At 71.9% G+C, this 22,989-nt stretch carries 18 protein-coding genes, 1 tRNA gene and 1 pseudogene; 9 read left to right on the top strand and 11 right to left on the bottom strand.

Annotation, left to right across the window (positions count from 1 at the left end):
- The 4 genes from FMEAI12_RS21910 to FMEAI12_RS21895 all read left to right on the top strand — a co-directional run.
- The coding region (locus tag FMEAI12_RS21910) for a cell division protein FtsK (protein ID WP_112107659.1) at window positions 1-1,916 on the top strand (1,916 nt) is incomplete at its 5' end.
- A 390-nt stretch (window positions 1,917-2,306) separates the two neighbouring features.
- On the top strand, window positions 2,307-3,179 hold the full coding sequence (locus tag FMEAI12_RS21905) for a DNA cytosine methyltransferase (protein WP_112107658.1): 873 nt from the start codon (window positions 2,307-2,309) through the stop codon (window positions 3,177-3,179).
- A 23-nt stretch (window positions 3,180-3,202) separates the two neighbouring features.
- Window positions 3,203-4,057: a hypothetical protein gene (locus tag FMEAI12_RS21900; protein ID WP_146776749.1), complete on the top strand. Its 855-nt coding sequence runs from the start codon at window positions 3,203-3,205 to the stop codon at window positions 4,055-4,057.
- A 56-nt stretch (window positions 4,058-4,113) separates the two neighbouring features.
- Window positions 4,114-4,401 carry a hypothetical protein gene (locus FMEAI12_RS21895; protein WP_112107656.1) on the top strand — a complete coding sequence of 96 codons (288 nt, stop codon included), beginning with the start codon at window positions 4,114-4,116 and terminating at the stop codon, window positions 4,399-4,401.
- 153 nt (window positions 4,402-4,554) lie between these two features.
- On the opposite strand, the gene FMEAI12_RS21890 is transcribed toward FMEAI12_RS21895, so the two are convergent.
- The 3 genes from FMEAI12_RS21890 to FMEAI12_RS21880 are packed head-to-tail and all read right to left on the bottom strand — an operon-like array spanning window position 4,555 to window position 5,434.
- Window positions 4,555-4,794 (bottom strand): hypothetical protein, encoded by a 240-nt coding sequence (locus FMEAI12_RS21890; RefSeq protein WP_112107655.1) that lies wholly within the window; start codon window positions 4,792-4,794, stop codon window positions 4,555-4,557.
- Window positions 4,791-4,970 (bottom strand): hypothetical protein, encoded by a 180-nt coding sequence (locus FMEAI12_RS21885; RefSeq protein WP_146776748.1) that lies wholly within the window; start codon window positions 4,968-4,970, stop codon window positions 4,791-4,793. Before FMEAI12_RS21885 ends, FMEAI12_RS21890 begins: the two co-directional genes overlap by 4 nt.
- 23 nt (window positions 4,971-4,993) lie before the next feature.
- Window positions 4,994-5,434, bottom strand: a complete 441-nt coding sequence (locus FMEAI12_RS21880) for a hypothetical protein (protein ID WP_235014293.1) — start codon at window positions 5,432-5,434, stop codon at window positions 4,994-4,996.
- Window positions 5,435-5,624: 190 nt separating this feature from the next.
- On the opposite strand from FMEAI12_RS21880, the gene FMEAI12_RS21875 reads away from it, so the two are divergent.
- Window positions 5,625-5,882 carry a hypothetical protein gene (locus tag FMEAI12_RS21875; protein WP_112107653.1) on the top strand — a complete coding sequence of 86 codons (258 nt, stop codon included), beginning with the start codon at window positions 5,625-5,627 and terminating at the stop codon, window positions 5,880-5,882.
- A gap of 96 nt (window positions 5,883-5,978) precedes the next feature.
- Here the strand turns inward: FMEAI12_RS21875 and FMEAI12_RS21870 are convergent, their stop codons facing one another.
- From FMEAI12_RS21870 to FMEAI12_RS21860, 3 genes are all read right to left on the bottom strand, one after another.
- Entirely contained in the window at window positions 5,979-6,890 is a 912-nt protein-coding gene (locus tag FMEAI12_RS21870; protein WP_235014291.1) for a tyrosine-type recombinase/integrase, read from the bottom strand.
- 108 nt (window positions 6,891-6,998) lie between these two features.
- Window positions 6,999-7,071, bottom strand: a tRNA-Arg gene (locus tag FMEAI12_RS21865).
- Between the two features lie 234 nt (window positions 7,072-7,305).
- The gene (locus FMEAI12_RS21860) at window positions 7,306-8,187 is read right to left on the bottom strand and encodes an aldo/keto reductase (protein ID WP_112107651.1); all 882 of its coding nucleotides are present in this window, start codon (window positions 8,185-8,187) and stop codon (window positions 7,306-7,308) included.
- Window positions 8,188-8,613: 426 nt separating this feature from the next.
- On the opposite strand from FMEAI12_RS21860, the gene ssb reads away from it, so the two are divergent.
- Entirely contained in the window at window positions 8,614-9,468 is an 855-nt protein-coding gene (ssb, locus tag FMEAI12_RS21855) for a single-stranded DNA-binding protein (RefSeq protein ID WP_235014290.1), read from the top strand.
- Between the two features lie 104 nt (window positions 9,469-9,572).
- Complete coding sequence (locus FMEAI12_RS21850) at window positions 9,573-11,810, top strand: phospholipid carrier-dependent glycosyltransferase (RefSeq protein ID WP_235014289.1); 2,238 nt, start codon at window positions 9,573-9,575, stop codon at window positions 11,808-11,810.
- 39 nt (window positions 11,811-11,849) lie between these two features.
- Here FMEAI12_RS21850 and FMEAI12_RS21845 read toward each other — a convergent pair whose 3' ends face one another.
- Window positions 11,850-13,217: a DUF1254 domain-containing protein gene (locus tag FMEAI12_RS21845; protein WP_112107649.1), complete on the bottom strand. Its 1,368-nt coding sequence runs from the start codon at window positions 13,215-13,217 to the stop codon at window positions 11,850-11,852.
- 194 nt (window positions 13,218-13,411) lie between these two features.
- Here FMEAI12_RS21845 and ettA point away from each other — a divergent pair.
- A pseudogene (ettA, locus tag FMEAI12_RS21840) lies at window positions 13,412-15,091 on the top strand (energy-dependent translational throttle protein EttA); the annotation flags it as partial.
- A 203-nt stretch (window positions 15,092-15,294) separates the two neighbouring features.
- Here the strand turns inward: ettA and FMEAI12_RS21835 are convergent.
- Together FMEAI12_RS21835 and FMEAI12_RS21830 are read right to left on the bottom strand one after the other, a co-directional pair.
- Window positions 15,295-15,714 carry a globin gene (locus FMEAI12_RS21835; protein ID WP_020462784.1) on the bottom strand — a complete coding sequence of 140 codons (420 nt, stop codon included), beginning with the start codon at window positions 15,712-15,714 and terminating at the stop codon, window positions 15,295-15,297.
- A 136-nt stretch (window positions 15,715-15,850) separates the two neighbouring features.
- Window positions 15,851-17,530 (bottom strand): glycoside hydrolase family 13 protein, encoded by a 1,680-nt coding sequence (locus tag FMEAI12_RS21830; protein WP_112107663.1) that lies wholly within the window; start codon window positions 17,528-17,530, stop codon window positions 15,851-15,853.
- Between the two features lie 293 nt (window positions 17,531-17,823).
- Here FMEAI12_RS21830 and FMEAI12_RS21825 point away from each other — a divergent pair, with 293 nt between their 5' ends.
- Window positions 17,824-20,160 (top strand): SpoIIE family protein phosphatase, encoded by a 2,337-nt coding sequence (locus FMEAI12_RS21825; protein ID WP_112107648.1) that lies wholly within the window; start codon window positions 17,824-17,826, stop codon window positions 20,158-20,160.
- 42 nt (window positions 20,161-20,202) lie between these two features.
- Here the strand turns inward: FMEAI12_RS21825 and FMEAI12_RS21820 are convergent, their stop codons facing one another.
- Together FMEAI12_RS21820 and FMEAI12_RS21815 are read right to left on the bottom strand one after the other, a co-directional pair.
- Window positions 20,203-21,906, bottom strand: coding sequence for an SDR family oxidoreductase (locus tag FMEAI12_RS21820; protein WP_112107647.1), 1,704 nt, complete (start codon window positions 21,904-21,906; stop codon window positions 20,203-20,205).
- 58 nt (window positions 21,907-21,964) lie between these two features.
- Window positions 21,965-22,486, bottom strand: a complete 522-nt coding sequence (locus FMEAI12_RS21815) for an HNH endonuclease (RefSeq protein ID WP_020462780.1) — start codon at window positions 22,484-22,486, stop codon at window positions 21,965-21,967.
- Window positions 22,487-22,989 lie beyond the last annotated feature (503 nt).

Below are 22,989 nucleotides of genomic sequence, written 5' to 3'. Positions count from 1 at the left end.
GATCCGGCGCCGCGCTGCTCACCGCAATCCGCTGGGCGGTGGGCCACTACTCCTACACCGCCGCCTACCACTCGGTACGCCTCCCGCTCTACGCCGCCCGGCTGGCCGCCCGCGCGCCACGGGGGGTCGGCCGGGTGGCCGGCGGGGCGGTGGGCTGGCTCGCGGACAGCGACGCCCGGCCAGTGATCGCCGCCGCGGTGCGCCAGGAAGACACCAGCACGTATCTGCGGCTCGCCCGTCTCCACGACACCCGGACCCGCACCCGGGCGCTCCTGGCGCTCTTCGGGGGCCTTCCACTACTCGCGCTGACGGTGTGGTGGTGGATCGCCGCCCCGAGCGGGGTGCACCTGGTGATGATCGCGGGCGCGGTCGGGGTGCTGGGGGTCCTCGGGGCGCCGGCAGACCGGCCGCTCATGAGCCCGGCGGTGGTGCCGACGCAGGTGGGCCGGCTGACCGCCGACATCGTGACTCGTGCCCTGGGCGCGTTGGGGATCGCTGAGATCAACAAGGCCCGGCGCGAAGGCGGCGGGATCACCTTCCCGTCCCCGATCATGCGCGACGGGCCCGGCTGGCGCGCGGAGATCGACCTTCCCTACGGGGTCACCGTCTCCGACATCCTCGAACGCCGGGAACGGCTCGCCTCCGGGCTGCGTCGGCCGCTGGGCTGTGTGTGGCCCGAGGCCGGGCACGACGCGCACGCCGGCCGGCTCCTGCTCTGGGTCGGCGACCAGGACATGTCCAAGGCCCCGGCCGCGCCCTGGCCCCTGACGAAACGCGGCCTGGTCGACGTGTTCGCCCCGGTGCCGTTCGGCTCCGACCCGCGCGGCCGCCCGATCAGCATCACCCTGCCGGAAAACAACATGCTGGTCGGCTCCCTGCCCGGGGCCGGGAAAACATCGGCGGTACGGGTCCTCATGCTCGGCTGCGCACTGGACCCGACCTGTGAGTTGTGGGTGTTCAACTTGAAAGGTACCGCCGACCTGGATGCGGCCGAGAAGTTCGCCGCCCGGTACGCGTCCGGACTCGACGATGCCACGATGGAAACCGCGCTGGCCGCGCTGCGGGATCTGCGTGCGGAAATCGCTCGTAGGGCGGCGGCGATTAAACGGCTCCCGAAGGACTTGTGTCCGGACGGGAAGGTGACCCGGCAGATCGCCGGGCTGCGGTCACAAGGACTGCACCCGCTCGTGGCGATCCTCGACGAGTGCCAGAACCTGTTCTCCCACCACACCTACGGCAAAGAGGCCGGAGAACTTGCCACCGACATCATCAAACTCGGCCGGGCACTCGGGGTGATTCTCATTCTGGCGACGCAACGGCCGGACGCGGCCTCGCTGCCGACCGGGGTGTCGTCGAACGTATCGATCCGGTTCTGCCTGCGGGTGATGGGTCAGGTCGAGAACGACATGATCCTCGGAACGTCGATGTACAAGAACGGAATACAGGCCACCACACTCCGACCGTCGGATAAGGGTATCGGCTATCTGGTCGGTGCGACCGATGACCCGATGATTGTCCGCTGCGCGTATATCGACAACCCGACCGCCGAGCAGATCGCCGACCGGGCGCGAGCCGCGCGGATCGCCGCGGGCAGGATCTCCGGACAGGCCATCGCGGAAATTGCCCCAGCGGATCCTGTGGCAACGTCGCTGCTGGATGACATCTTGTCTGTCGTCCCGCCTTCGGAATCCAAGGCGTGGTCGGAAACCATCGTTGCTCGGCTGGCTGAACTGCGGCCGGAAATGTACGGCGGGTGGGGACCGGAACAGCTCGCGATGATCCTCAAGCCGTACGGGATCGAGACCAGCCAGATCAACCGCCGGACGGGCGGGAAGACGGTCAACCGGCGTGGGATCGTCCGCCGCGATGTCGCCGATGTGGTGGCGGAACGTGACCGCAACGGGGGTCACGGCTAGCTCGGAGGGGTGCTTACGTAAGCGGCCTCCCTGCTTGCGTAAGCACCCCCTGGTAGCGGCTGAAACAGCCGCTGAGCAGCAACGACGTGCGTAAGCGCCCCGAGGGCGCCAGGCGCTGAAACCGCCGAAATCGGGGGTCTGGCACCCCCCTCCCGGCCTGCTTCACCGCCTGCCTTCACCGGAACCACGGTCGCCACGCTGCGTGACCAAGAGCAGAGATAGGGCCGTCGGCGCCCAGCCGCGCCCGAGGCCACTCCGGAATCCCCAAAGTGCACCCGCGGGCGCCGCCGATCTTTGCCCACTAGTCCACCAGCGGGAGATCTTCCGGCCGCACATCGTTCCTTTCCGACGAATCTCCCCTGCTTCCTCCGTCGATAGGAGACGACAGCAATGTCAACGGTACTCGACCTGTTCGCCGGCCCCGGTGGCTGGTCACTAGCCTGCGCACAACTCGGCCTCACCGAGATTGGCGTCGAATGGGACCACTGGACCTGCGAAACCCGCCGCGCCGCCGGACTGAACACGAACGAAGACGACGTGGATGCCGTCAGGCCCGAGGACTACGCCGGGATTACCGGTCTGATCGCGTCCCCGCCCTGCCAGCCGTTCAGCGTGGCCGGAAACCGGCTCTGGCTCGCCGACCCCCGCGGCCGGCTCATCCACCAGCCCATGAGATTCGCCCGCGCGCTCCGGCCGGTCTGGATCGCGATGGAAGAGGTTCCCGCCGTTCTGCCGATCTGGGAACGGTTCGCCTACGAACTCCGCCGCAGCGGCTACGCCATCTGGGTCGGAATCCTCTCCGCCGAGGAATACGGCGTACCGCAGACCCGCCGCCGCGCCTTCCTCCTCGCCTCCCGCGCACAGGACACCATCCGTCCGCCGCAGCCCACCCACACCCGATACGGCGCGAGAAACGCGCGATTCGCGCCGCCGCTCAAACCTTGGCGGAGCATGGCCGACGCCCTTGGCCGAGGAATGACCGACCGGCCGGCATTCACCGTTACAACCCGCGGAAACTCCTGGGGTGGGACGAGTACCCGAGAAGCCATCCGCGCGGCCGCATCGGATGGGCGGTGGGCCGGCTCGACAGACGGTGTGACCGTCACCGAATTCGGCCTGCTGCAGTCCTTCCCCGCCGACTACCCGTGGCAGGGAACCAGCGCGAGTCGACTTCTTCAGATCGGAAACGCCGTCCCGCCCGTGCTCGCCACCGCAGCGCTTTCCGCCGTCGCTTTCCCTCAGCCCATCGCTCGCGCCGCATAATCTATGGAAAGGGAAACCAGAACATGACTCACATCTTGACCGCCGAGGCACCCCCTGAGGCCGAGGCAACCTCGACGCATCCCGCGGCGACCGACGCCAACCAGGACCGGGCACGGGCCGGACCCGGCCCGACCCGGCCGCCGGGCGGTGAACAGGGCCGCATTGAGCGCACACTCGCCGCCGCGTTGCCGGTCGTGCTCGGCGTGGGCGTGTTCTGCGTGGCGTTCGTCCACGTGCACGACGTCGCGGCCTGGGCCGGGCAACCCGACTGGGCCGCCTGGCTGATCGCGGTGTCGGTCGAGTTGATGGCGCTGGCGTCCATCATCGAGATCCGCCACCGGCGCCGGACCGGCACCCCGGTCCGCTGGCCGGTCGGGACTCTGCTTGCCGGCGTCGGGATGTCCGGGGCGGCGAACCTGACCGCCGCCGGCCCCCATGCCCTGGCCGCCGCCCCCGGGGCCTGGGTACCCGCGATGGCCCTTTGGCCGGTCGCTGCGTTCGGCCTGGTCGCCGGGCTCAAAGCCACCCGACAGACCCGACCGGCCCCGGCGACGAGCACCAACCCACCCACCACGACCGCCCCGGCCGGCGAGGACCGGACGGCGGCCGACGCCGGCCGGGCCGACCGGTCAGCCGGGGCCGACAGCACCGCGCCAGCTCCGGACGCCCTGCCCGCCGATCTCCTCGACGCCGGGCGCGCGGTCGCCGCCGACCTGGCTCGTCGAGGGCGACCGGTCACCCGGACCGCGCTTGCCCGCGGTGTCCGCCAGCGCGGACACCGGTGCTCGACCGACCGGGCGGCGCTCCTGCTCGCCGCCGTCCGCGGCGCTCCCATCGAGCCGCCACGACCGCCGGTCGCCGAGGCCGTGGCGCCGTAGCCCCCTCTCCCCGTTGCGTCGACCAGGACCGCCCACAGACCGAAAGGGAAGCCGCCATGGTCGCCATCCGCTGGCAGGATCGTGTCCTCATCGCCCGCATCGCCGCCCATACCTCGTGGGCGAACACCACCGACCGCACGGCCCGCACCGCTCCCGGCCGCGCCGCGTTCCTCGACCGCTTCGACCGCCAGGTCGATCCCGACGGCACGCTCAAACCCGACGAACGCGCCCGACGAGCCGAGCACGCTCGACGCGCCTACTTCTCCGCGCTCGCACTCCGATCGGCACAGGCACGACGGAAACGACGCAAGAAACCGGACCGGGCGACCCCACCCGACCCCTGAGCCGGTGAGCGCCCGGCCACGGCACGGGTAGCCCACGCCACCTCGACCGGCCCGAACGGCCGGTGACCTCCCAACACGCAGAACGGCTCGCCACCCCCCCGGGGTGGCGAGCCGTTCTGCGTGAGTCGCGCGGTGCTCTGCGGATGTCTGGGTTCAGCCCCTCCCGCCCGCGATCCGGGCCGGCAGGACCTGGTACGCCTCGATGCCGTACAGGTCGGCCCACTGCCGCGCCGCGGTCTCGCTCCCGAACGGACTCACGACCTCGACCGGCACGCCGGCGTCGTCGAGCACCAGAAGACCGACGAGAAGGGGCCGCCGCTCGATCAACGTTGCCGCTCGCCGCCGGGCCACCGGCGCGCGATGGGCGATGGGGAGCACCACGTGCGCGGTCACCGGTCGACGTCCGTTGCGGCCATGGCGAACGCGACGTTCTCCGTGGTCAGCCGGCCGCCGCAGGCGATCGTCCGGATCACCGAGGCGAGGTAGCCGGCGGCGTAGAAGTCGCCGTACTTGCCGACCTTGGCCAGCTCGGCTCGTGCGTAGGCCACCTGCGCGTCGGTCGGTCGCAAGCTGGCCGGGATCCTCGACGCCTTCACCGAGCACCGCCCTCGGATAGGGGCCTCTCGGCGAAGGTGAACGGGCTGTCGTCGGCCAGGCGGGGCACCCGCGTGCCGGTCTTCGCGGGCCTCCACATCGCGTCGAGGTCACGGCCCACCCTCGGGTGGTGCTCGTGGACCCTGAACCGCAGTTCGCCGCCGGAGCGGGTACCGGCCGTGTCGAGCATGTTGACGAACTCGCAGGCGATCGGCAGGCCCCGCAACGCGGTGGCCAGGCTCGCCGGGTGCGCGCCGGCCGGTACGTCGACCACGATGCACCGGTACGGCCCCGTTCCTTCCTCGCGTACACGCACGGTCGAGAGTTCGGACTCTTCCTCGTGTGCGGCGACGGACGCGGGCGCGTCGGTGGGGAGTTCATCGGCTGTCGTCGTGTGCGGGCCGCGGGGGTGCGCGCGGGCTGGTTGACTGTCGGGCACGGCGTGATCCTTTCGATGAAGGCGATCGCCGAGAACTCGCCCGGACATGCAGGTTCGGGCGAGTTCGTCTTTGTGGTCCCGGGTTGTGGCGGACCGAGAGATCAGGGTACCGCAAGTAGGTGACGCACGTAACCTCTGCGAATAACCAATGCTCGTAGGTTACTTAACGTAGTCGCTAGCGTGCGCGCGCATGGAGTCGTGGCCGAAGCGAGAGACGATCTCTCTGGCGGAGCTGGCCGACGCGGTCGACGTAGACGCGCTGCGTGATCTCATCGGGCGCGGCTCCCGCGCGCGGCAGCGGGTGTCCCGGGCGTACGCGGTGCGGGTCGCGACTACCAAGGGCTTCCCAGACCCGATCCTGGATCATCCGAAGCTGAGGCTCTGGCACCGCGGTGACGTCGAGCGCTGGCTTGACCTCAACCGTCCCGGATGGCGGGGCGACGGATGATCGACCTGTCTGTGCCTGCGGACAGCTGACGTCCGGAAGTGATGGTCCGACGCGCGTCGGCGACCGCGTCGAGGTCGTGCTCTCGGACGGGGGTGTCTACAGCCGGTCGCCGAGTGAGAGGCGGGCGGCTGCTTCGCGGGCGCGCTCCTCGGCTGTGGAACGCGCATACCGCGTGAGCATCTGCCGCGAGCGCCATCCGGCGTTGTGCATGAGATCGGTTTCGTTCCCGCCGGCGGCCAGGAAGTAGTGAGCCCAGGAGTGCCGGAGCTGGTGGGGGTGGACCTCGAGGCCGACGGCGGCGGCCCGGCGAACGATCATTTGGTAGATGCCGTCAGCGGTCATCGCGCCGGTGCCCCTCGACGCGAGCCACCACGCCGGAAGGTCTGCGGTGCGCTCGCGGGCGCGTGCCCGGCTGTAACGGTCCATGGCCAGGGCCGTTTTCGCGCCGAACCGCACCAGGCGGGGGCGACGGCCTTTGCCGAGCACATTGACCACTCGGTCGTTGAGGTCGACGTCTGCGACCTTGATGGAGGCGAGTTCCGAGCGGCGTAGGCCGGTGTCGAGGAACAGGCGGACGGCCGCGTTGTCCCGGCGGTCCAGGAACGATTTTCCGCCCAGGCTCTTGAGGAAGAGCCGGAGCGCCTCCTCGTCGAGTACGGGTACCGGCTGTTCCGGGATGATCGGTGCCTTAGTTCGCTCCATGGGGGAGCGGTCTATCTCTTCCTCGTCCAGGCACCAGGCGAAGAACTGCTGTAAGGACCGGTAGCGGTTGTTGACGGTCGAGGCGGCGAGCCCTCGGCCATGCAGACTCACCAACCAGTTCTCGACGTCGGCCCGGGTCACCTCCCCGATGTGGCGGAGAGTGCCTGCGGCGTCGAGGAACTCGTCGAACTGGGCGCTGGACTCGATGTAGGTCCGGCAGGTCTGGTCGCTCTTGTTCGCGGCCCGCAGCGAGCGGAGCCAGGACGCGAGGAGGGGGCCGAGCGGGCCGGTCGCCCGCCCTGCCACGCGATCTTCAGGGGTGGCCATGACGGCGAAAGTTATCAGGTCCTCGACCGCTATGCAACGGAGCGTAGTCGATCTTTGACAGCAAAACTGCAGGTCAGGGGTGGTTTGTGCGCCCGGCAGGGATCGAACCTGCGACCCAGTGCTTAGAAGGCACTCGCTCTATCCGCTGAGCTACGGGCGCGTTGTTCCATTGTGGGGCTCGCGGACGAGTCCCGGGTGGGATGGACAGTGTCCACCTCAGGTCAGTCGATGGTGCACCGACCCCCGGTGTCCTCGCGTGTCGGCTCCGCCTCGGGAGGCGGAGCCGACGTCCCGCGTGCCTGCTGGCCGGCTCGGCCGTCCGGCGCCGGTCGGCAACACGGCACCGGAGTCGGGCCGTGTGTTGCCGGCCGGGGCAGGTTGGCCGAGTACGGCGTCAGCTGGCCAGTTTGGCCAGCTCGTCGAACTCGGAGTCGGTGAGGCTGACTCCTGCCGCGGCGACGTTCTCCTCCAGGTGGGCGGTCGACGACGTGCCCGGGATCGGCAGCATCACGGGTGACCTGCGCAGCAGCCATGCCAGCGCCAGCTGCGCGGGTTGCGAGCCGTGCCGCTTCGCGATCGCGTCGAGGACTCCGCCTGGTCGCGCGAGTGTACCGGTCGCGACGGGGAACCAGGGGATGAAACCGATGCCCTCGCGTTCCGCGTAGTCGAGGACGTCCTCGGAGGCGCGGTCGGCGAGGTTGTATCGGTTCTGCACGCTGACGATCTCCGCCAGCGACCGGCTGTGCTCCAGCTCGGCGACGCTGACCTCGGAGAGCCCGATGTGGCGGATCTTGCCTTCCTGCTGCAGCGCCCGCAGCTCGCCGAGGGACTCCTCGACGGGAGTCCTCGGGTCGATGCGGTGGAGCTGGTAGAGATCGATGCGCTCGAGCTTGATGCGGCGCAGCGACAGTTCGACCTGCTGGCGCAGGTATGGGGCGCGTCCCACGGCAGTCCACTGGTCCGGCCCCTGCCGCGTGAGACCGCCCTTCGTCGCGATCACCAGGCCGTCTGGATAGGGGTGCAGGGCCTCGGCGATCAACTCCTCGCTGACGTGCGGGCCGTAGGAGTCGGCCGTGTCGATGAAGTTCACGCCGAGTTCCACCGACCTGCGCAGTACGGCGATGGCCTCCGCCCGGTCCGCGGGTTCGCCCCAGATGCCCGGCCCGGTGATCCGCATCGCGCCGAAACCGAGCCGGTTCACGGGTAGTTCGCCTCCGAGCAGGAACGTCCCGCTCGCCGCCGCGGTCACGTCGCGGCTGGCTGCCTGAGTCGACATACCGTTCCTTCCTCCAGGTGTGCGGGCACCGTCGCCGGGCACCGGCGGACAGGACACCGGCCGGTGGGGTGGTGCGCCGTCCTGCACGGCGGCAACCCGAATCCGCCTCCGGGTTGTTCCCGCGCTCCGTGCTTGTTACGTGTCCCGCGCTCGATGGCTGGCCGTCGGCCGCCTTCGCCGCCCGTGACGAGAGTGAGCGTAGGGACGCGCCACCGCTCGGGTGCGTCGTGAGATCGGCCTGGGGATGGCGAACAGTTATCCACAGCTGACAAGAACAGGTTCCCATCACGTGGACGGCGGCGCAGAGTGATGGCGTGGGTGCGCGGCCGGCCAGCTCTCGCCGCCTGGACCTCCGGGTCCGTTGTGGTGGGCCGCCGTCCTCCGGGTCGTCTCCCTGTCCCCGAGATGTTCGCCAAGGAGCCTTCCATGCTCGACACCACGATCACACTGATCGGCAACCTCGTGGAGAATCCGGTGCTGCGGGTGACCGCCAGCGGTGTCTCCGTCTGCGGTTTCCGCGTCGCCTCCACGCCGCGCCGGTACGACCGCTCCGAACAGCGCTGGGTGGACGGCAACACCCTCTACCTGCGCGTCTCCTGCTGGCGTCAGCTCGCCGAGAACGTCTCGGTCAGCCTGTCGCGGGGCGACCGGGCGCTCGTTGTCGGCCGCCTGCGGCAGAACAACTTCGAGACGCAGGACGGCGACCGGCGGGTCACCTACGAGATCGACGCGGACGCGGTCGCGGCGGAACTCACCTGGCGTCCGGTCGACGTCCGGCGGGTCGCGCGCGGGGCCGGCCCCGCTGACGAGGTTCCGCTGCCGGAGACGGGCGAGCACCCGGTTGACCCCTTCGGTGCCGACTCCACCGACCTCGACGGCGGCGGTGTGGAGGAGAGCGTCGGTGCGGGGGCAACGGGAGCCGGTGGTCTGGTTCCCGCGGAGGCAGTCCGGCAGTTGGCCGTCGAGACCCCCACCACCGGTGGGCCGGGGCTCACGCCGGCGGGGTCGGACCTGGTCGATGCCGTCTCGCGCGACTCTGTCCCGGTCGACTCCGCGCCGGTCGGCGGCAGCGCGCAGGCCGCCGGAGCGGCGCCCCTCGGGTGGTCCGAGACCGGCCCGACGCCGGCTTCGCTGTTCACGGAGCGCGGGCGCGGCGGTGAGCTCACGACGCCGGCCTTCCGCACCCCGAGCACCTCCGCCTCCTCCGGGGGCGTCACCTTCGGCCTCGCTGACGTCGTCGGCGAGGTCCGTCTGCTGGGGCTGGGCGGGGCCTTCGGATAGTGGGGTCGCCGGCAATCGCGTAATGGGCGGGTCTGACCGACATGCGGTGACCGATGGGGCCACCAGCCGAAGGGCGGTCCAGGTCGCTCGGTACCGTGCCGAGGGTGAGCAGGTCGAGTGATCCCGGCGCCGGCGCGGTCTCCGCGCCGGACGAGCCGTCCGACCGGATCGGCAAGGCCTCCGCGGACCAGATCGGCACGGTCGTCCCGGACCGCCTGATCGTGACGCCTGAGCCGCTGCCCCGGCGGCTGTGGCGTCGCTGCCAGGCGGTCAGCACGGCCGGCCGGTACGTGGCGGTCCTGGCCTTGGCCAGTGCGACGGTGGCCGTCCTGCTGCGGCACAACCTGTTCCCGTACCTGTCGGTCAACAACGACGAGGTCATCTACCTCCTGCACGCCCGGACGCTGGCGGACGGCCACCTCTTTCCGTCTGCGCCTGATCCAGCCGCGTCGTACGCACCCTGGCTCGCCGCCATCTCGGGTGATCACTTCGTTCTGAAGTACACACCGTTCGTCCCGGGGTTGTTCGCGTTGGGCCTCATGCTGACGGGCAGCGTCTCGCCGGTGCTGGCGGTCATCGCGGCGGCGGCGGTGATCGTTACCTACCTGCTCGGTGTCGAGCTGGCGGGGGAGCGGAGGGTCGCGGCGCTGGCCGCGACGCTGCTGGCCTTCTCCCCGTTGGTGATCGTGCAGAGCGCGCTGGTGCTGAGCTACCTGCCGGTGCTCGTGCTGATGGAGCTGACGTTCCTCGGCCTGCTCCGTGGGCTGAGAGCCGGCGGGCTGAGAGCCGGCGGGCCGAGCGATGGCGGTCGGCGCTCCGCGCGGCGCGGCGGGCGGGCGCTTGCCGGAGCGGGGCTCGCGGTCGGCGTGGCCGTGGCGGTGCGGCCGTATGACGTGGTCCTCCTGCTCGGCCCGGTGGCGGTCTGGGGCGTCGTGACGGCGCGCAGGTCCGGGCGGCTCGGGTGGGCCCTGCGCTGGACGGCTGCCGGGCTCGTGCTCCCGGCCGCGATCCTGCTGGCGTCCAATGCCGCGGCGACCGGCAGCCCGTTCAGGTTGCCGTTCGCGCTGCTCGAATCGGACGACAAGCTCGGGTTCGGCGTGCGCAGGCTGTACCCGTCGGACGGCGGGCACGACTTCGGGCTCGGTGACGGCCTGGCATCGGTCGGGGATCATCTCTGGCTGCTCGGTGGCTGGGCCTGCGGCGGGGTGGTGCTCGCCGTGGCCGCGATCGTGGCGGCCGCGCGGCGCCGGCTGAATGGGCCGGGGTACGCCCTCGGTGTCGGCACGGTGCTGTTCGTGGTCGGTTACATCGGCTTCTGGGGGGCGTGGAACGCGGCGGAGCTGTGGGGCGGCATCCGATACGTCGGGCCGTTCTACCTGATGCCTGTGCTGATCGGGCTCGTGCACCTCGGCGCGCGCGGGCTGGTCGACCTCGCCGGCTGGTCACGGCGGCGGGCGGCACGGGCGGTGACCGGGGTGTGCGCCGCGGGTGTCGTCGGGCTGACGACGTTCGTCCTCGTCGGCGCGATCGACGCGAACGCGACGATGACGGACCACGACCGTGACCTGGCGGCGATGCTGCGGGCCCTGCCCGGGCGGTCCCTGGTACTGGTGGCTGCCAGCCCGCCCTACCTGGGCCATCCGAGCGGGGTCACCACCAACGGGGCCGATCTCGACGGTGCCGACGGTGACGGGCCGTTGCTGTTCGCCGTCTCGCGGGGGGTGGCCGACCTGGAGGTCGTCGCCGACCACCCCGACCGCACGCCGTACCTGCTCCGCATGCCGCCCGCCTACAACCGGTCCCCGGGCTCGGTGACGCGCTCGCGGGTGGACGCGCTCACGGTGGCCACCGGCCGTACGGTCGGCGTCGAGGTCAGCGTGGACGCGCCGCCGCGCGGGACGCGCGCGGCCCAGCTGGTGTTCGAAGCCGGTGGGGTCCGGCTGACCTACCCGGTCTCAGCGAACGGGCCCGTGACCGCGCGGCTCACCCTTGACGCGGACGGCCTCGACACCGACGACGTCACGGAGGTCGTGATCTACGGTGGCGGCGAGACCAGGGGATCTCCGGCGGGCGTGGCCACCGGGCGCCCGGCCGGCCGGGCGAAGATCACGAAGGTGCCCGGGGCGGGGACGTCCGTGACGGTGTCGCTGCTGGCCACCCCGGCGTCCGGTGGCCGGGCGCGGACCGTCGACCGGCAGGTGATCCCCGTCCTCGCCGAGGATCCCAGCGGCGCCGACGCCGGTGGGACGGAGCCGGGCGATGTGGCAGTCCTCGCACCGAGCGCCCACGTGGACGAGACCGGCCAGGGCCCGCGGCCCGCCGTCCGCATCGCGCTGTCCTGACCCGCATCGCGCCTGATCCGCGGCGCGCTGTTGTGACAGTCAGGCCAGTCGGTGGATCGGTGGCGGGGCGTAGGTGCCGCTGAGTACCTCCTTGCCGGGCAGATACATCCGCAGCGTCAGCCGGAAGTCACCCGTCGCGGCCGGCAGCCAGTTCACCGGCATCGCCGCACCGGCGTCCGTCGCGGTCTCCGTTGCCGGGGCGTCGCTTTGGATCAGTATCGGGACGGTTCCGTCGGCGGCGTGGACGAGATCGCCCCGGCTGTCGATCGCGTACCGGTGCAGGGGGTTGTCGACGAGGTAGCTCTCGGGCTCGTCGTACATCGCGACCGTCCAGAACGCGTCGACCGCCGGTGGCGGGAGGCGGAGCAGGTAGCTGTGCGCGCCGGTGAGGTGGCGCCCGTCGGCGTCCACCGAGCAGCACGCCGACGTCGACTCGTAGGCGTGGACGATGCCGAGCGGCCGGCGCGCTGCCATCGCACGGGCGATCCGGGCCTGCGCCCGGTCCGGGATCTCCCAGTGCCGGTCGTCCAGCACGCCCGGGCCGAACCGGTCGAGGTTGTAGTCGGCCTCGTGCAGGGTGCCGACCCAGCCCTGATGGGCCCGGCGGCCGGCGGCGGCGAGCCGTTCCAGTTCGTCCCGGCCCGTGCGCAGGCCGCTGCGCAGCGACCAGGCGAGCCGCGGATCGGGGTCGATGTACGGGGACGGGTCCGTCAGCAGGCCGAGCGCCTCGAACCGGCGGGCGTAGTCGCCTTCCGCGGCCGGCGGGGGGAAGGCGTGCAGCCAGGTTCGCAGCTCCTCCCAGAAGCGCAGGTCGTCGCAGACGCGCTTGGAGCCGTCCGGTGGCCCCTCCGGCCGCCGCGCGCCCGGATCGGGCGGGCGCAGGGTCAGCGTGTCCTGAAGGGCCCGGACGGCGGGCAGGTCCGCCGGCCCGCCGTAGCCGAACCGGGCGATGATGCTGACGACCCGCGACGGCGCCTCGACCACGCGGTCGTGCGCGGAAGCGTCCGCCGCGCCGGGAGCGTCCGCAGTGCCGGGTGGGAGCAGCAGGATGTCGCCACCGTCGTCCCCGGTGACCCGGGTGCCGAGATAGGCGAACACGTTCAGCCACACGTCGTAGAACTCCAGGACGAGGTAGCGCCCGGGAGTCGGCGGCACGTGCAGGACCAGGGGCCCGGGGCTCAGGTCGACCTGGGCGAGCGAGACCAGGACGTCCGGGCTGACGTGCAGGAAGTGTGAGTGCGGACCGGGCGGGTCGGTCTCGTGGGCGAAGGCGTTGAAGCCGGCCGGCTCGATCGGCCCGAGCCCGTCGTGGGCGATCCTGATGATCTGCCGGACCGCGCACACGAGGGGGTACCCGAAGAAGAATGCCTCGCAGGCAAGTCCGACCCGCTGGTCATCCGCTCGCATGTGGCCTCCCGGGAGCCCCGGCCCACCGACACTCGGCCGATGGCCGATGGTGCTCGCCCGACTCCGGGGAGTACCCGATTCGTGCCCGGTTGAACATCGGGCGGGACCGTCGGCGGCTCACGGTGGAATCGCCGGGGGCCCGCGATGGGATCACCGCCGTGGGGCTTCTGGGCGCCATGCCCTAGGGTTGATGCATGGCGCAGTACGTCTTCCAGATGCGCAAGGCCCGCAAGGCCCACGGCGACAAGGTGATCCTCGACGACGTCACCCTGGCGTTCCTGCCCGGCGCGAAGATCGGCGTCGTCGGGCCGAACGGTGCCGGGAAGTCGTCGCTGCTCAAGATCATGGCCGGCCTCGACCACCCGAGCAACGGCGACGCGATCCTGAGCCCCGGCTACACGGTCGGCATGCTCGCGCAGGAGCCGGTGCTCGACGAGACCAAGGACGTCCGCGGCAACGTCGAGGACGGTGTCCGTGAGATCCGCGCGGTGCTCGCCCGCTACGAGGAGATCAACGAGAAGATGGCCGCGCCCGACGCGGACTTCGACACGCTCCTCGCCGACCAGGCGACGCTGATCGACAAGATCGAGGCGGCGAACGCCTGGGAGCTCGACAGTCAGATCGACCAGGCGATGGACGCGCTGCGTCTGCCGTCCGGCGACGCGGCCGTCGCCCCCCTCTCCGGTGGCGAGCGCCGCCGGGTGGCGCTGTGCAAGCTGCTGCTCGAGGCGCCCGACCTGCTGCTGCTGGACGAGCCGACCAACCACCTCGACGCGGAGAGCGTCGCCTGGCTGGAGCAGCACCTGGCCCGCTACGCCGGGGCGGTGCTGGCCGTCACGCACGACCGGTACTTCCTCGACAACGTCGCCGGCTGGATCCTCGAGCTCGACCGCGGCCGCGCCCACCCCTACGAGGGCAACTACTCCACCTACCTGGAGAACAAGGCGGCCCGGCTCAAGGTCGAGGGCAACAAGGACGCCAAGCGCCGCCGGGCGCTCGCCCAGGAGCTCGAGTGGGTCCGCTCGAACCCGAAGGCCCGGCAGGCCAAGAGCAAGTCCCGGCTCTCCCGTTACGAGGAGCTGGCAGCCGAGGCGGACAAGTCCAGGCCGCGGGACTTCGAGGAGATCCAGATTCCGCCCGGCCCGCGGCTGGGCAGCCTGGTGCTCGAGGCGAAGAAGCTCACCAAGGGCTTCGGCGAGCGGGTGCTCATCAACGACCTGTCCTTCACGCTGCCCCGCGGTGGCATCGTCGGCGTGATCGGCCCGAACGGCGTCGGCAAGACCACGCTGTTCACGATGGTCGTCGGCCAGGCCTCGCCGGATTCCGGTGAGCTGCAGATCGGCGAGACCGTCGACATCGCCTACGTGGACCAGTCCCGCGGTGGCCTCGACGCGAAGAAGAACGTGTGGGAGATCGTCTCCGACGGGCTGGACCACATCGTCGTCGGGAAGACCGACATCCCGAGCCGGGCGTACGTGTCGTCGTTCGGGTTCAAGGGGCCTGACCAGCAGAAGCCGGTCGGCGTGCTCTCCGGCGGAGAGCGCAACCGGCTGAACCTGGCGCTGACCCTCAAGCGCGGCGGCAACGTGCTGCTGCTCGACGAGCCCACGAACGACCTGGACGTCGAGACCCTGCGGTCGCTGGAGGAGGCGCTGCTGGAGTTCCCGGGCTGCGCCGTGGTCGTCTCCCACGACCGGTGGTTCCTGGACCGAGTCGCGACGCACATCCTGGCCTGGGAGGGCACCGAGACCGACCCGGCCCGCTGGTTCTGGTACGAGGGCAACTTCGCCGACTACGAGACCAACAAGGTCGAGCGGCTCGGCGCGGACGCGGCCCGCCCGCACCGGGTGACGTACCGCAAGCTCACCCGCGACGACCGACCCGGCCCGCTGGTTCTGGTACGAGGGCAACTTCGCCGACTACGAGACCAACAAGGTCGAGCGGCTCGGCGCGGACGCGGCCCGCCCGCACCGGGTGACGTACCGCAAGCTCACCCGCGACTAGCCGCCGCGAAACCGACCGTCGCGGGCCGGGAAGTCCTTCGACTTCCCGGCCCGCGACGCGTCGAGACCGGAGATCAGCCCGGGCGGTTCTGCAGGGAGTTCGCGGCCATCAGCAGGTAGTCCCAGAGCTGGGCGCGGTGTTCCGGGGCGAGGCCGAGGCTGTCGACCGCGGATTCCATGATGCGCAGCCAGGCGTCCCGCTCGGCCGGGCCGATCGCGAACGGCACGTGCCGCATCCGCAGCCGGGGATGGCCGCGCTGCTCGCTGTACGTCGTCGGCCCGCCCCAGTACTGGATGAGGAACAGTCGCAGCCGCTCCTCGGCCGCCGCCAGATCCTCGTCGGGGTAGAGCGGCCGGAGCACCGGGTCGCTGGCCACCCCCTCGTAGAACCTGGCCACCAACGCGCGGAACGTCGCCTCGCCGCCGACGGCCTCGTAGAAGTCTGCGCGTGGTCGCGCGGGTGACGGTTGGTTCACGGGTCCATTCTGCGCCACTGGACGGCCGCTCCCCGGCCGCGGCCCCGACCTCGATCGACGGGACGTCCGGCCCGGTGGTGGTCGTGGACGGGTCTGCCGAGGTGAGCGGTTCGACGGGCGGTGGACGTCCGCCGTGCGGCGGTAGCCGGGTGGATCAACCCGAACGGGGGATGACCCACGCGGTGGTGTCCGGCGGCAGGACGAGCGTCGCGCCGTCGTAGCCGACCGGCCCGCTCGCCAGCACCAGCCGGCCGGCGATCTCCAGGCGTATCTCGCTCCGCGTGGCCATCACACAGGTCAGGGCGCCGGCGGCGGACGTCCGGTCGAAGGCCAGGCAGTCCGCGGGCAGATCGTCCCGCCAGCGGAACCCGGGCCGCGTGCCTGCCGCCCGCCCCGGCTCGCCCGAGTGCCCCGGCCCACCCGGCTCGGCCGCGCCGCCCGGCTTGGCCGTGCCACCCGGCCCGGCTGGTCCGCCGAGGAAGGGGAGCGCGCGGCGTAGCGCCAGCGCGCCGCGGACGAGCACCCTGGTCGACATCGGGTCCACGGACTGGGCGGACGCGGTCAGCGTCGCCCAGTCGGGCGGTTGCGGGAGCCACGGCTCGGCTGCCCCGGCGCTGAACCCGTACGGAGGCGCGTCGCCGGACCACGGCAGCGGCACCCGTGCGCCGTCCCGGCCGGGCGAGGTGTGGCCGGACCGTTCCCAGACCGGGTCCTGGCGGGCCTCGGGCGGGACGTCGACCTGCGGCAGGCCGAGCTCGTCGCCCTGGTACAGGTAGACCGTGCCGGGCAGCGCCAGCAGCGTCAGCAGCGCCGCCCGGGCCCGGCGCAGGCCGGTCTCACCGCCGCCGTAGCGGCTGACCGGACGGACGACGTCGTGGTTGGCCAGCACCCAGGTCGGCGGCGCGCAGACGGCGGCTGTCGCGGCCCGGGCGGCATCGATCGCCGCCCGCCACGCCGGGGCGGAGAACGGCGCGTACAGCAGCGAGAACGTGAAGGTCAGGTGCAGCTCGTCGGGACGGACGTACCGGGCGAGGCGCCCCGGGTCGGCGACCCAGGTCTCGCCGACGAGCACCCGCTGCCGGCCGTCGCGCCGGTCGTGGGCGTCGACGATCGCCCGCCACTCGCGGTAGATCTCGTGGACGCCGTCCTGATCCCAAGCGTGCGGCTCGATCTCCTCCCGGAAGCCGGTCTCCGGCGTGGGGAGCGCGTCGGTCGGATGGTCGCGCAGCTCACCGTCCTTGACCAGGCCGTGCGAGACGTCGATCCGGAAGCCGTCGACCCCCCGGTCGAGCCAGAATCGGATGATCTCGGCGTGCGCCGCCCGCACCCGCGGATGCTGCCAGTTCCAGTCCGGCTGCTCCGGGGCGAACAGGTGCAGGTACCACTGGCCGTCCGGAACCCTCGTCCAGGCGGGGCCACCGAACACCGAGATCCAGTTGTTCGGGGGGAGCGCACCGTCCGGGCCGCGCCCGTCCCGGAAAAGGTAGAGGTCCCGCTCCGGCGCGCCCGGCCCGGCCGCGAGCGCCGCCTGGAAGGCGGGGTGCGCGCTGCTGGAGTGGTTCGGGACCAGGTCGACGACGACCTTCAGGCCGGCCTCGTGGGCGTCGCGCAGCAGCGCGTCGACGTCCGAGAGAGTGCCGAACAAGGGGTCGACGTCGGTGTGGTCGGCCACGTCGTAGCCGTGATCGGCCATGGGGGAGCGGTAGAAGGGGCTGACCCAGATCCCGTCGACGCCCAGGTCGGCGAGGTCGGGCAGGCGCCGGCGGATGCCCTCGATGTCGCCGACCCCGTCGCCGTCGGCGTCGGCGAAGCTGCGGACGTAGACCTCGTACATCACGGCGTCGTGCCACCACGTGGAGTAATCGGTTTCCTCGGTTCCCGCTGGTGGCGCGGCCGGGCCGGAGCGGCCGCCGGGCTGCCCGGGTTCGCCCGCACGGTATGTGACAACGGGATCCATGCCAGCATCAAACCCTCTCTGCGGGCATGAAGTAAACGGGATGCTCCGGTTACGGAAAGTGTCCGTCGAGCGGCTCGGCGGGCGCGATGTCCGACTCTCGAACTACACTTCCGCGAGTGGATGACGTCACTGTCCGTTATGGTGTGCTTCCTGGGGGTAGATGTGTCCCGGTGGCTAAACGTCCCCTCGGTGCCGCGGCCGATCCGGTCGAGGCGTCCGGACGGGCGGCATCCGGACCGGCGACGTCCGGGCGGGCGACGTCCGGATGGGAGAGTCGAGGCCCGGTGATCGACACGGAGTCCCGCTCGGCGGGCTGGGCCGCCACGACGGCCACGGTTGGCCGCGCCATCGTCCGCGAGCTGTCGAGTACCCGGCGCCGGCGCCGCGCGCACGTCACCGAGGAGGCGACGCTCGAGCAGCTGTCGTTCCTCGCCGACGCGAGCCTGGTCCTGAGCAGCTCGCTCGACCCGCAGCGGATCATCGACATGATCGCATCCCTGGTTGTGCCCCGGATGGGCGACGCGGCCGTGGTCTGGCTTCGCGGCGACGGGGACAGCATTCGGATCGCCGGGTCGCGCTTTCTCGACCCGAAGACGGCGGACTTCGTCCGGGCCATCGTCCAGATCCACCCGCCGACAGCCACCGAGGACATCCCGCCGGGCGTCGTCGTCCGGACCGGCCAGTCGTACTACGTGCCCCGCTACACCGAGGACGTCGTCCGCCGGCTGTTCCCCGGCGAGGCCGCTGAGCGGTTCGGGGAGATCCAGGCAGGAGCCGCGATCACCGTGCCGATGTACGCCCGGGGGAGGGTGTTCGGCGCGCTGACGGTCGGCCGGCGCGAATCCGTCGAGTACACCGCGCTCGACATCCGCCTCATCGAGGAGCTGGCCCGGCGCGGCGGCACCGCGCTCGACAACGCGCAGCTCTTCCGGGACGTCGAGGAGTCCGCGCTGACACTGCAGCGCTCGATGCTTCCCGCGCACCCGCCGGCCCTGGACGGCATGGAGATCGCGATGGAGTACCGGCCCGGCACGGCCGGTACGGAGGTCGGCGGGGACCTCTACGACGTCATCCCGCTGCCCGGCGGGCGGGTCGGCGTGGCGATCGGTGACGTGATGGGCCGTGGCCTGCACGCGGCCGCGGTGATGGGCCAGCTGCGGGCCGCGCTGCGGGCGTACGCGCTGGAGGACTGGGGGCCCGCCGAGCTGCTGGCCCGGCTCGACCGGGTTGTCGACTCGCTGCCCGGCCTGCAGATGGCCACCTCCATGTACGCGGTGTACGACCCCTACTCCGGCCGGATGACGATCGCGAGCGCGGGCCATCCGCCGCCGCTGTTGCTGCTGCCCGACGAGGAGCCGGACTACCTCGTGCTCGAGCCCGGGCTCCCGCTCGGGACGGGTGAGCAGGGCACCTTCTCCGAGCTGACCGTCTCGCTCCCGTCCGGCTCGGCGTTCGTGATGTTCACCGACGGCCTGGTGGAGTCCCGGCGCCGGCCGCTCGCGGACGGCCTGGAGCACCTGAGGTCGGGCCTGGGCGAGCAGATTGCCCGTCCGCGCGCCGTTCGGGCGTTCGCGCCGCCTTCGGGTGATCCGTCTGTGGGCGCGGCGCCTGCCACGGGTGATCCGTCTGTGGGCGCGGCGCCTGCCACGGGTGATCCGTCTGTGGGCGCGGCGCCTGCCACGGGTGATCCGTCTGTGGGCGCGGCGCCTGCCACGGGTGATCCGTCTGTGGGCGCGGCGCCTGCCACGGGTGATCCGCCCGCGGCCGCCGTGGCGCTGGCGGCCTCCGCGCCGGCTGCGGCCGCCGCGCCGGCCGCCGCGGCTGGCGGAGCCATGGTCACGCCGGAGCGGCGGATCAGGGAGCGGCGGTCGGGCCGGGACCGCCGCGGGGGCTACCGCAGGACGCGGGCGAGCGGTGACCGCCGCCGCACCGGCGGTGGCTTCGCGGCCCGCAGCTGGTCCGGCCCGGACGCGGTGAGCGGCAGCGGATCGGGCCCGAGCGAGGAGAGCGCCCGGACCCTGCTCGAGCGCTGCCTGCTGGCCGCGGATCTCCCGCCGCGCACGGACGACGACATAGCGCTGCTCACGCTGGTCACCCGGCAGCTGCGCCCGCCGCTGCTCCAGCTCGCGCTGCCCGCCGTCGCCGCATCGGCCGGACAGGCCCGCACGGCCGTCCGGCGCTCGCTGCTCGACGCCGGGATCGGATCACTCGACGACGCGATCCTGCTGGTCAGCGAGGTGGTCACCAACGCGGTGCTGCACGCGCGCAGCGATCTCGTGCTGCGGGCCACTCTGGAACCCGGGCGGCTGCGGGTGAGCGTCGAGGACAGGGAGGGCACCGCCCTGCCCCGGCCCGGCGGCAACTCCCCGGACGATCCGGAGGCCGAGCACGGCTGGGGCCTGCTCCTCGTCGAGGCGCTCGCGCAGGCCTGGGGAGTCGAGACGACACCGGACGGCAAGCGCGTCTGGTTCGAGATGGAGATCCCCGACGAGGCCGACCACACCTGAGACCACACTTGAGGACGAGGCGGTGTGCCGGCCGGTGGCCGGTCACCGGCCGGCCGGCGTGGTCGGCTCGATCGAAGTCGACTCCGTCGGGGCTGTCACAGCCGGCGCGGCCGCGGCCGGGGCGGACTCGGCCCGGCGGACGATAGTGCGCAGCATCCCGCCGAAGACCACGGCGTGGAACGGGCTGACGGCCCGCCAGTAGAGGTGGCCCGGCAGCCCGCGCGGCAGGAACAGCGCCCGCTGCCGGTAGACCGTCCCGCGGTCGGGGCCGCCTGGCTCGACGCGCAGTTCGAGCCAGGCGTGGCCGGGCAGCCTCATCTCGGCGCGCAGGCGCAGCAGCCGTCCGGGGACCAGCTCCTCGACCCGCCACAGGTCGATCGCCTCCCCGGTGCGCAGGTGGGCGGGGTCGCGCCGGCCGCGGCGGTGCCCGACCCCGCCGACGAGTGTGTCGAGCCACCCGCGCGCCGACCACGCCAGCGGCCAGCTGTACCAGCCGTTCTCGCCGCCGATCCCCTCGATGACCCGCCACAGGCCCCCCGCCGGCGCGGCCACGGCCTTCGACCGCTCGTCGGTGTAGAGCGAGCTCCCGGCCCAGGCCGGATCGGTCGGGACGGGCTCGCCTGGCGGAGCGCCGCCGGCCAGGATTCCGTTGGACGGGGCGTTGTCCGGCGAGCCGCCGTCCGCCGCGGTCCGGACGTCCGCCGCGACCGGGCGGTGCCCGCGGTGGCCGGCCCGGTCGGCGGAGAGGTACGCGGCGACCTCGGGGAACGGCGCGGCGAGCGGGCTGCCCGGCCAGACCGCAGTCGACCACCGGGTCTCCACCGTCCGGTCGCGCACCCGCGCCAGCGCGTAGGCGACCGCGGTCTCGAACGGCAGCAGCCCCTCGGGCGGGTCCGGCACCCACCGCGCGATGTCGTGCTCGCCGACGACGACCTCCGTCCGCAGCGAGCGGACCAGCGGCCGCGCGATCGCCCGGGGGACCGGCGTCACCACCCCGACCCACAGCGACGACAGGCCGGGGGAGAGCACCGGCACACGGATGATCACTCGGCGACGCAGGCCCTCGACCGCCGCGAAACGCTGCATCATGTCGGCGTAGGTCAGGACGTCCGGCCCGCCGATGTCGAACGAGCGGTTGATCCCGGCCGGCAGCTGGAGACATCCGATGAGGTAGTGCAGGACGTCCCGGACGGCGATCGGCTGGATGCGGGTCCGCACCCAGCGTGGGGTGAGCATCACCGGCAGCCGCTCGGTGAGGTGGCGCAGCATCTCGAACGACGCGCTGCCGCTGCCGATGATGATCGCGGCGCGCAGCACGACCGTGGGCACCCCGGAGTCGAGCAGGATCCGCGCGACCTCCTGCCGGGACGCCAGGTGCGCCGACATGCCGATGCCGGTGGCCGGGCTCAGCCCACCCAGGTAGATGATCCGCCGGACGCCGGCGGCCCGCGCCGCCCGCGCGAACGCCGCGGCCGCCCGGCGGTCGACGGCCGAGAAGTCGCCGCCGGTGTCGATCGAGTGGATCAGGTAGTAGGCGACGTCGACATCCTCCATCGCCGCGTGCAGCGACTCCGGGTCGAGGGCGTCGGCACGGACCACCTCGATGTCGGGATGCCGGGCCCAGCCGACGTCGGACAGCCGCGCCGGATCACGGGTCATGCAGCGGACGTGATGGCCCTGGCCGAGCAGGCGGGGTGCCAGCCGACCACCGATATACCCGGTCGCACCGGTGACGAGTATGCGCACCCCGGGTACCTGCCCCGGCCTGGCGGCGGGTACCGCCCCACAGACCGGGTGGGACGGGTCAGGCGCTCGCGGCCTCGGAGACGTCCCCCACCGTGCTCAGGTACCGCGACCACCGCGGGTCCATGCGACGGGACCCCAGAATGCGCCAGGCGGCTCCGCTCGGCGCTCTGGGCGCCGTGCGAAGCCGCCAACCGAGGTCCGCGACGGCCCGGTCGGCTTTGACATGGTTGCAGCGGCCGCAGGCCGCCACGACGTTCTCCCATACGTGTGGCCCGCCGCGAGAGCGGGGGATCACGTGATCCAGTGATGTCGCCGGGGCGTTGCAGTACACGCACCGGTGATGGTCGCGTGCCAGTACACCCTTGCGGGTGAGTGGAATCTGTGAACGGTAGGGCACGCGTACGAACCGTGCCAACCGCACGACGATCGGAACCTCGACTGCGGCCGTCGTCGAACGCAGCACCTGGCCGGCGGATTCGACCATCACGGCCTTGTCGGTCAGAACGAGCACCAGTGCTCTTCTTTGTGACACCACGCACAGAGGCTCGTACGTGGCATTGAGAACCAGCGCCTCTGCCACGCGCCGACCTCCTGCCCACCCGAGGGTCCTCGCGGACCGTCCTACCCAGCGTCTCCGGTGACAATGGACAGTCAACCTTCTTCGGCGGCAGAACGCGAGCCTGTTTGCATGGTCATCCGTCCCGGCAAAGCGTCGATGTGCATATCCGGCGTGGTTTGTGACGAACAACAACCTCATTCGACCGTGTGTCGTGACCGAAAAATTACACTGTGTGACTGACTGTCGGGTCGTGTCCGTGTGTGGCCGACACGGGGGTGCCCGCCGTCCGGGTCCGCCGATGGGCAAGACTGTCAAGGTCGACTCGGCGCTGCGCCAGCTCGCTGTGCGGGCTACGGAGCGCCGCCGGGGGATGGGTGCCGGCGGCCTTGCCGCGGCCCGGCCGGGGGGCTTCCAGACGCACACGGCGCCCGATCGGCGTCGATCCGACTGAGAGACCTGCTTACGGAGGATGGCCGGCGTTGTGTCCATCTCACGTGTCCCGTTTGGTGCTGTCCCGTTCGGTG

Source organism: Parafrankia sp. Ea1.12 (assembly GCF_900465275.1).
Taxonomy (GTDB): Bacteria; Actinomycetota; Actinomycetes; order Frankiales; family Frankiaceae; genus Parafrankia; species Parafrankia soli.
This window is presented reverse-complemented; position numbering and strand designations above follow the sequence as displayed.

Bases quoted from the DNA above. Each gene is read 5' to 3' on its own strand.
- FMEAI12_RS21905 (WP_112107658.1), top strand. From the start codon at position 2,307: ATGTCAACGGTACTCGACCTGTTCGCCGGCCCCGGTGGCTGGTCACTA.
- FMEAI12_RS21900 (WP_146776749.1), top strand. From the start codon at position 3,203: ATGACTCACATCTTGACCGCCGAGGCACCCCCTGAGGCCGAGGCAACC.
- FMEAI12_RS21895 (WP_112107656.1), top strand. From the start codon at position 4,114: ATGGTCGCCATCCGCTGGCAGGATCGTGTCCTCATCGCCCGCATCGCC.
- FMEAI12_RS21875 (WP_112107653.1), top strand. From the start codon at position 5,625: ATGGAGTCGTGGCCGAAGCGAGAGACGATCTCTCTGGCGGAGCTGGCC.
- FMEAI12_RS21860 (WP_112107651.1), bottom strand. From the start codon at position 8,187: ATGTCGACTCAGGCAGCCAGCCGCGACGTGACCGCGGCGGCGAGCGGG.
- ssb (WP_235014290.1), top strand. From the start codon at position 8,614: ATGCTCGACACCACGATCACACTGATCGGCAACCTCGTGGAGAATCCG.
- FMEAI12_RS21845 (WP_112107649.1), bottom strand. From the start codon at position 13,217: ATGCGAGCGGATGACCAGCGGGTCGGACTTGCCTGCGAGGCATTCTTC.
- FMEAI12_RS21830 (WP_112107663.1), bottom strand. From the start codon at position 17,530: ATGTACGAGGTCTACGTCCGCAGCTTCGCCGACGCCGACGGCGACGGG.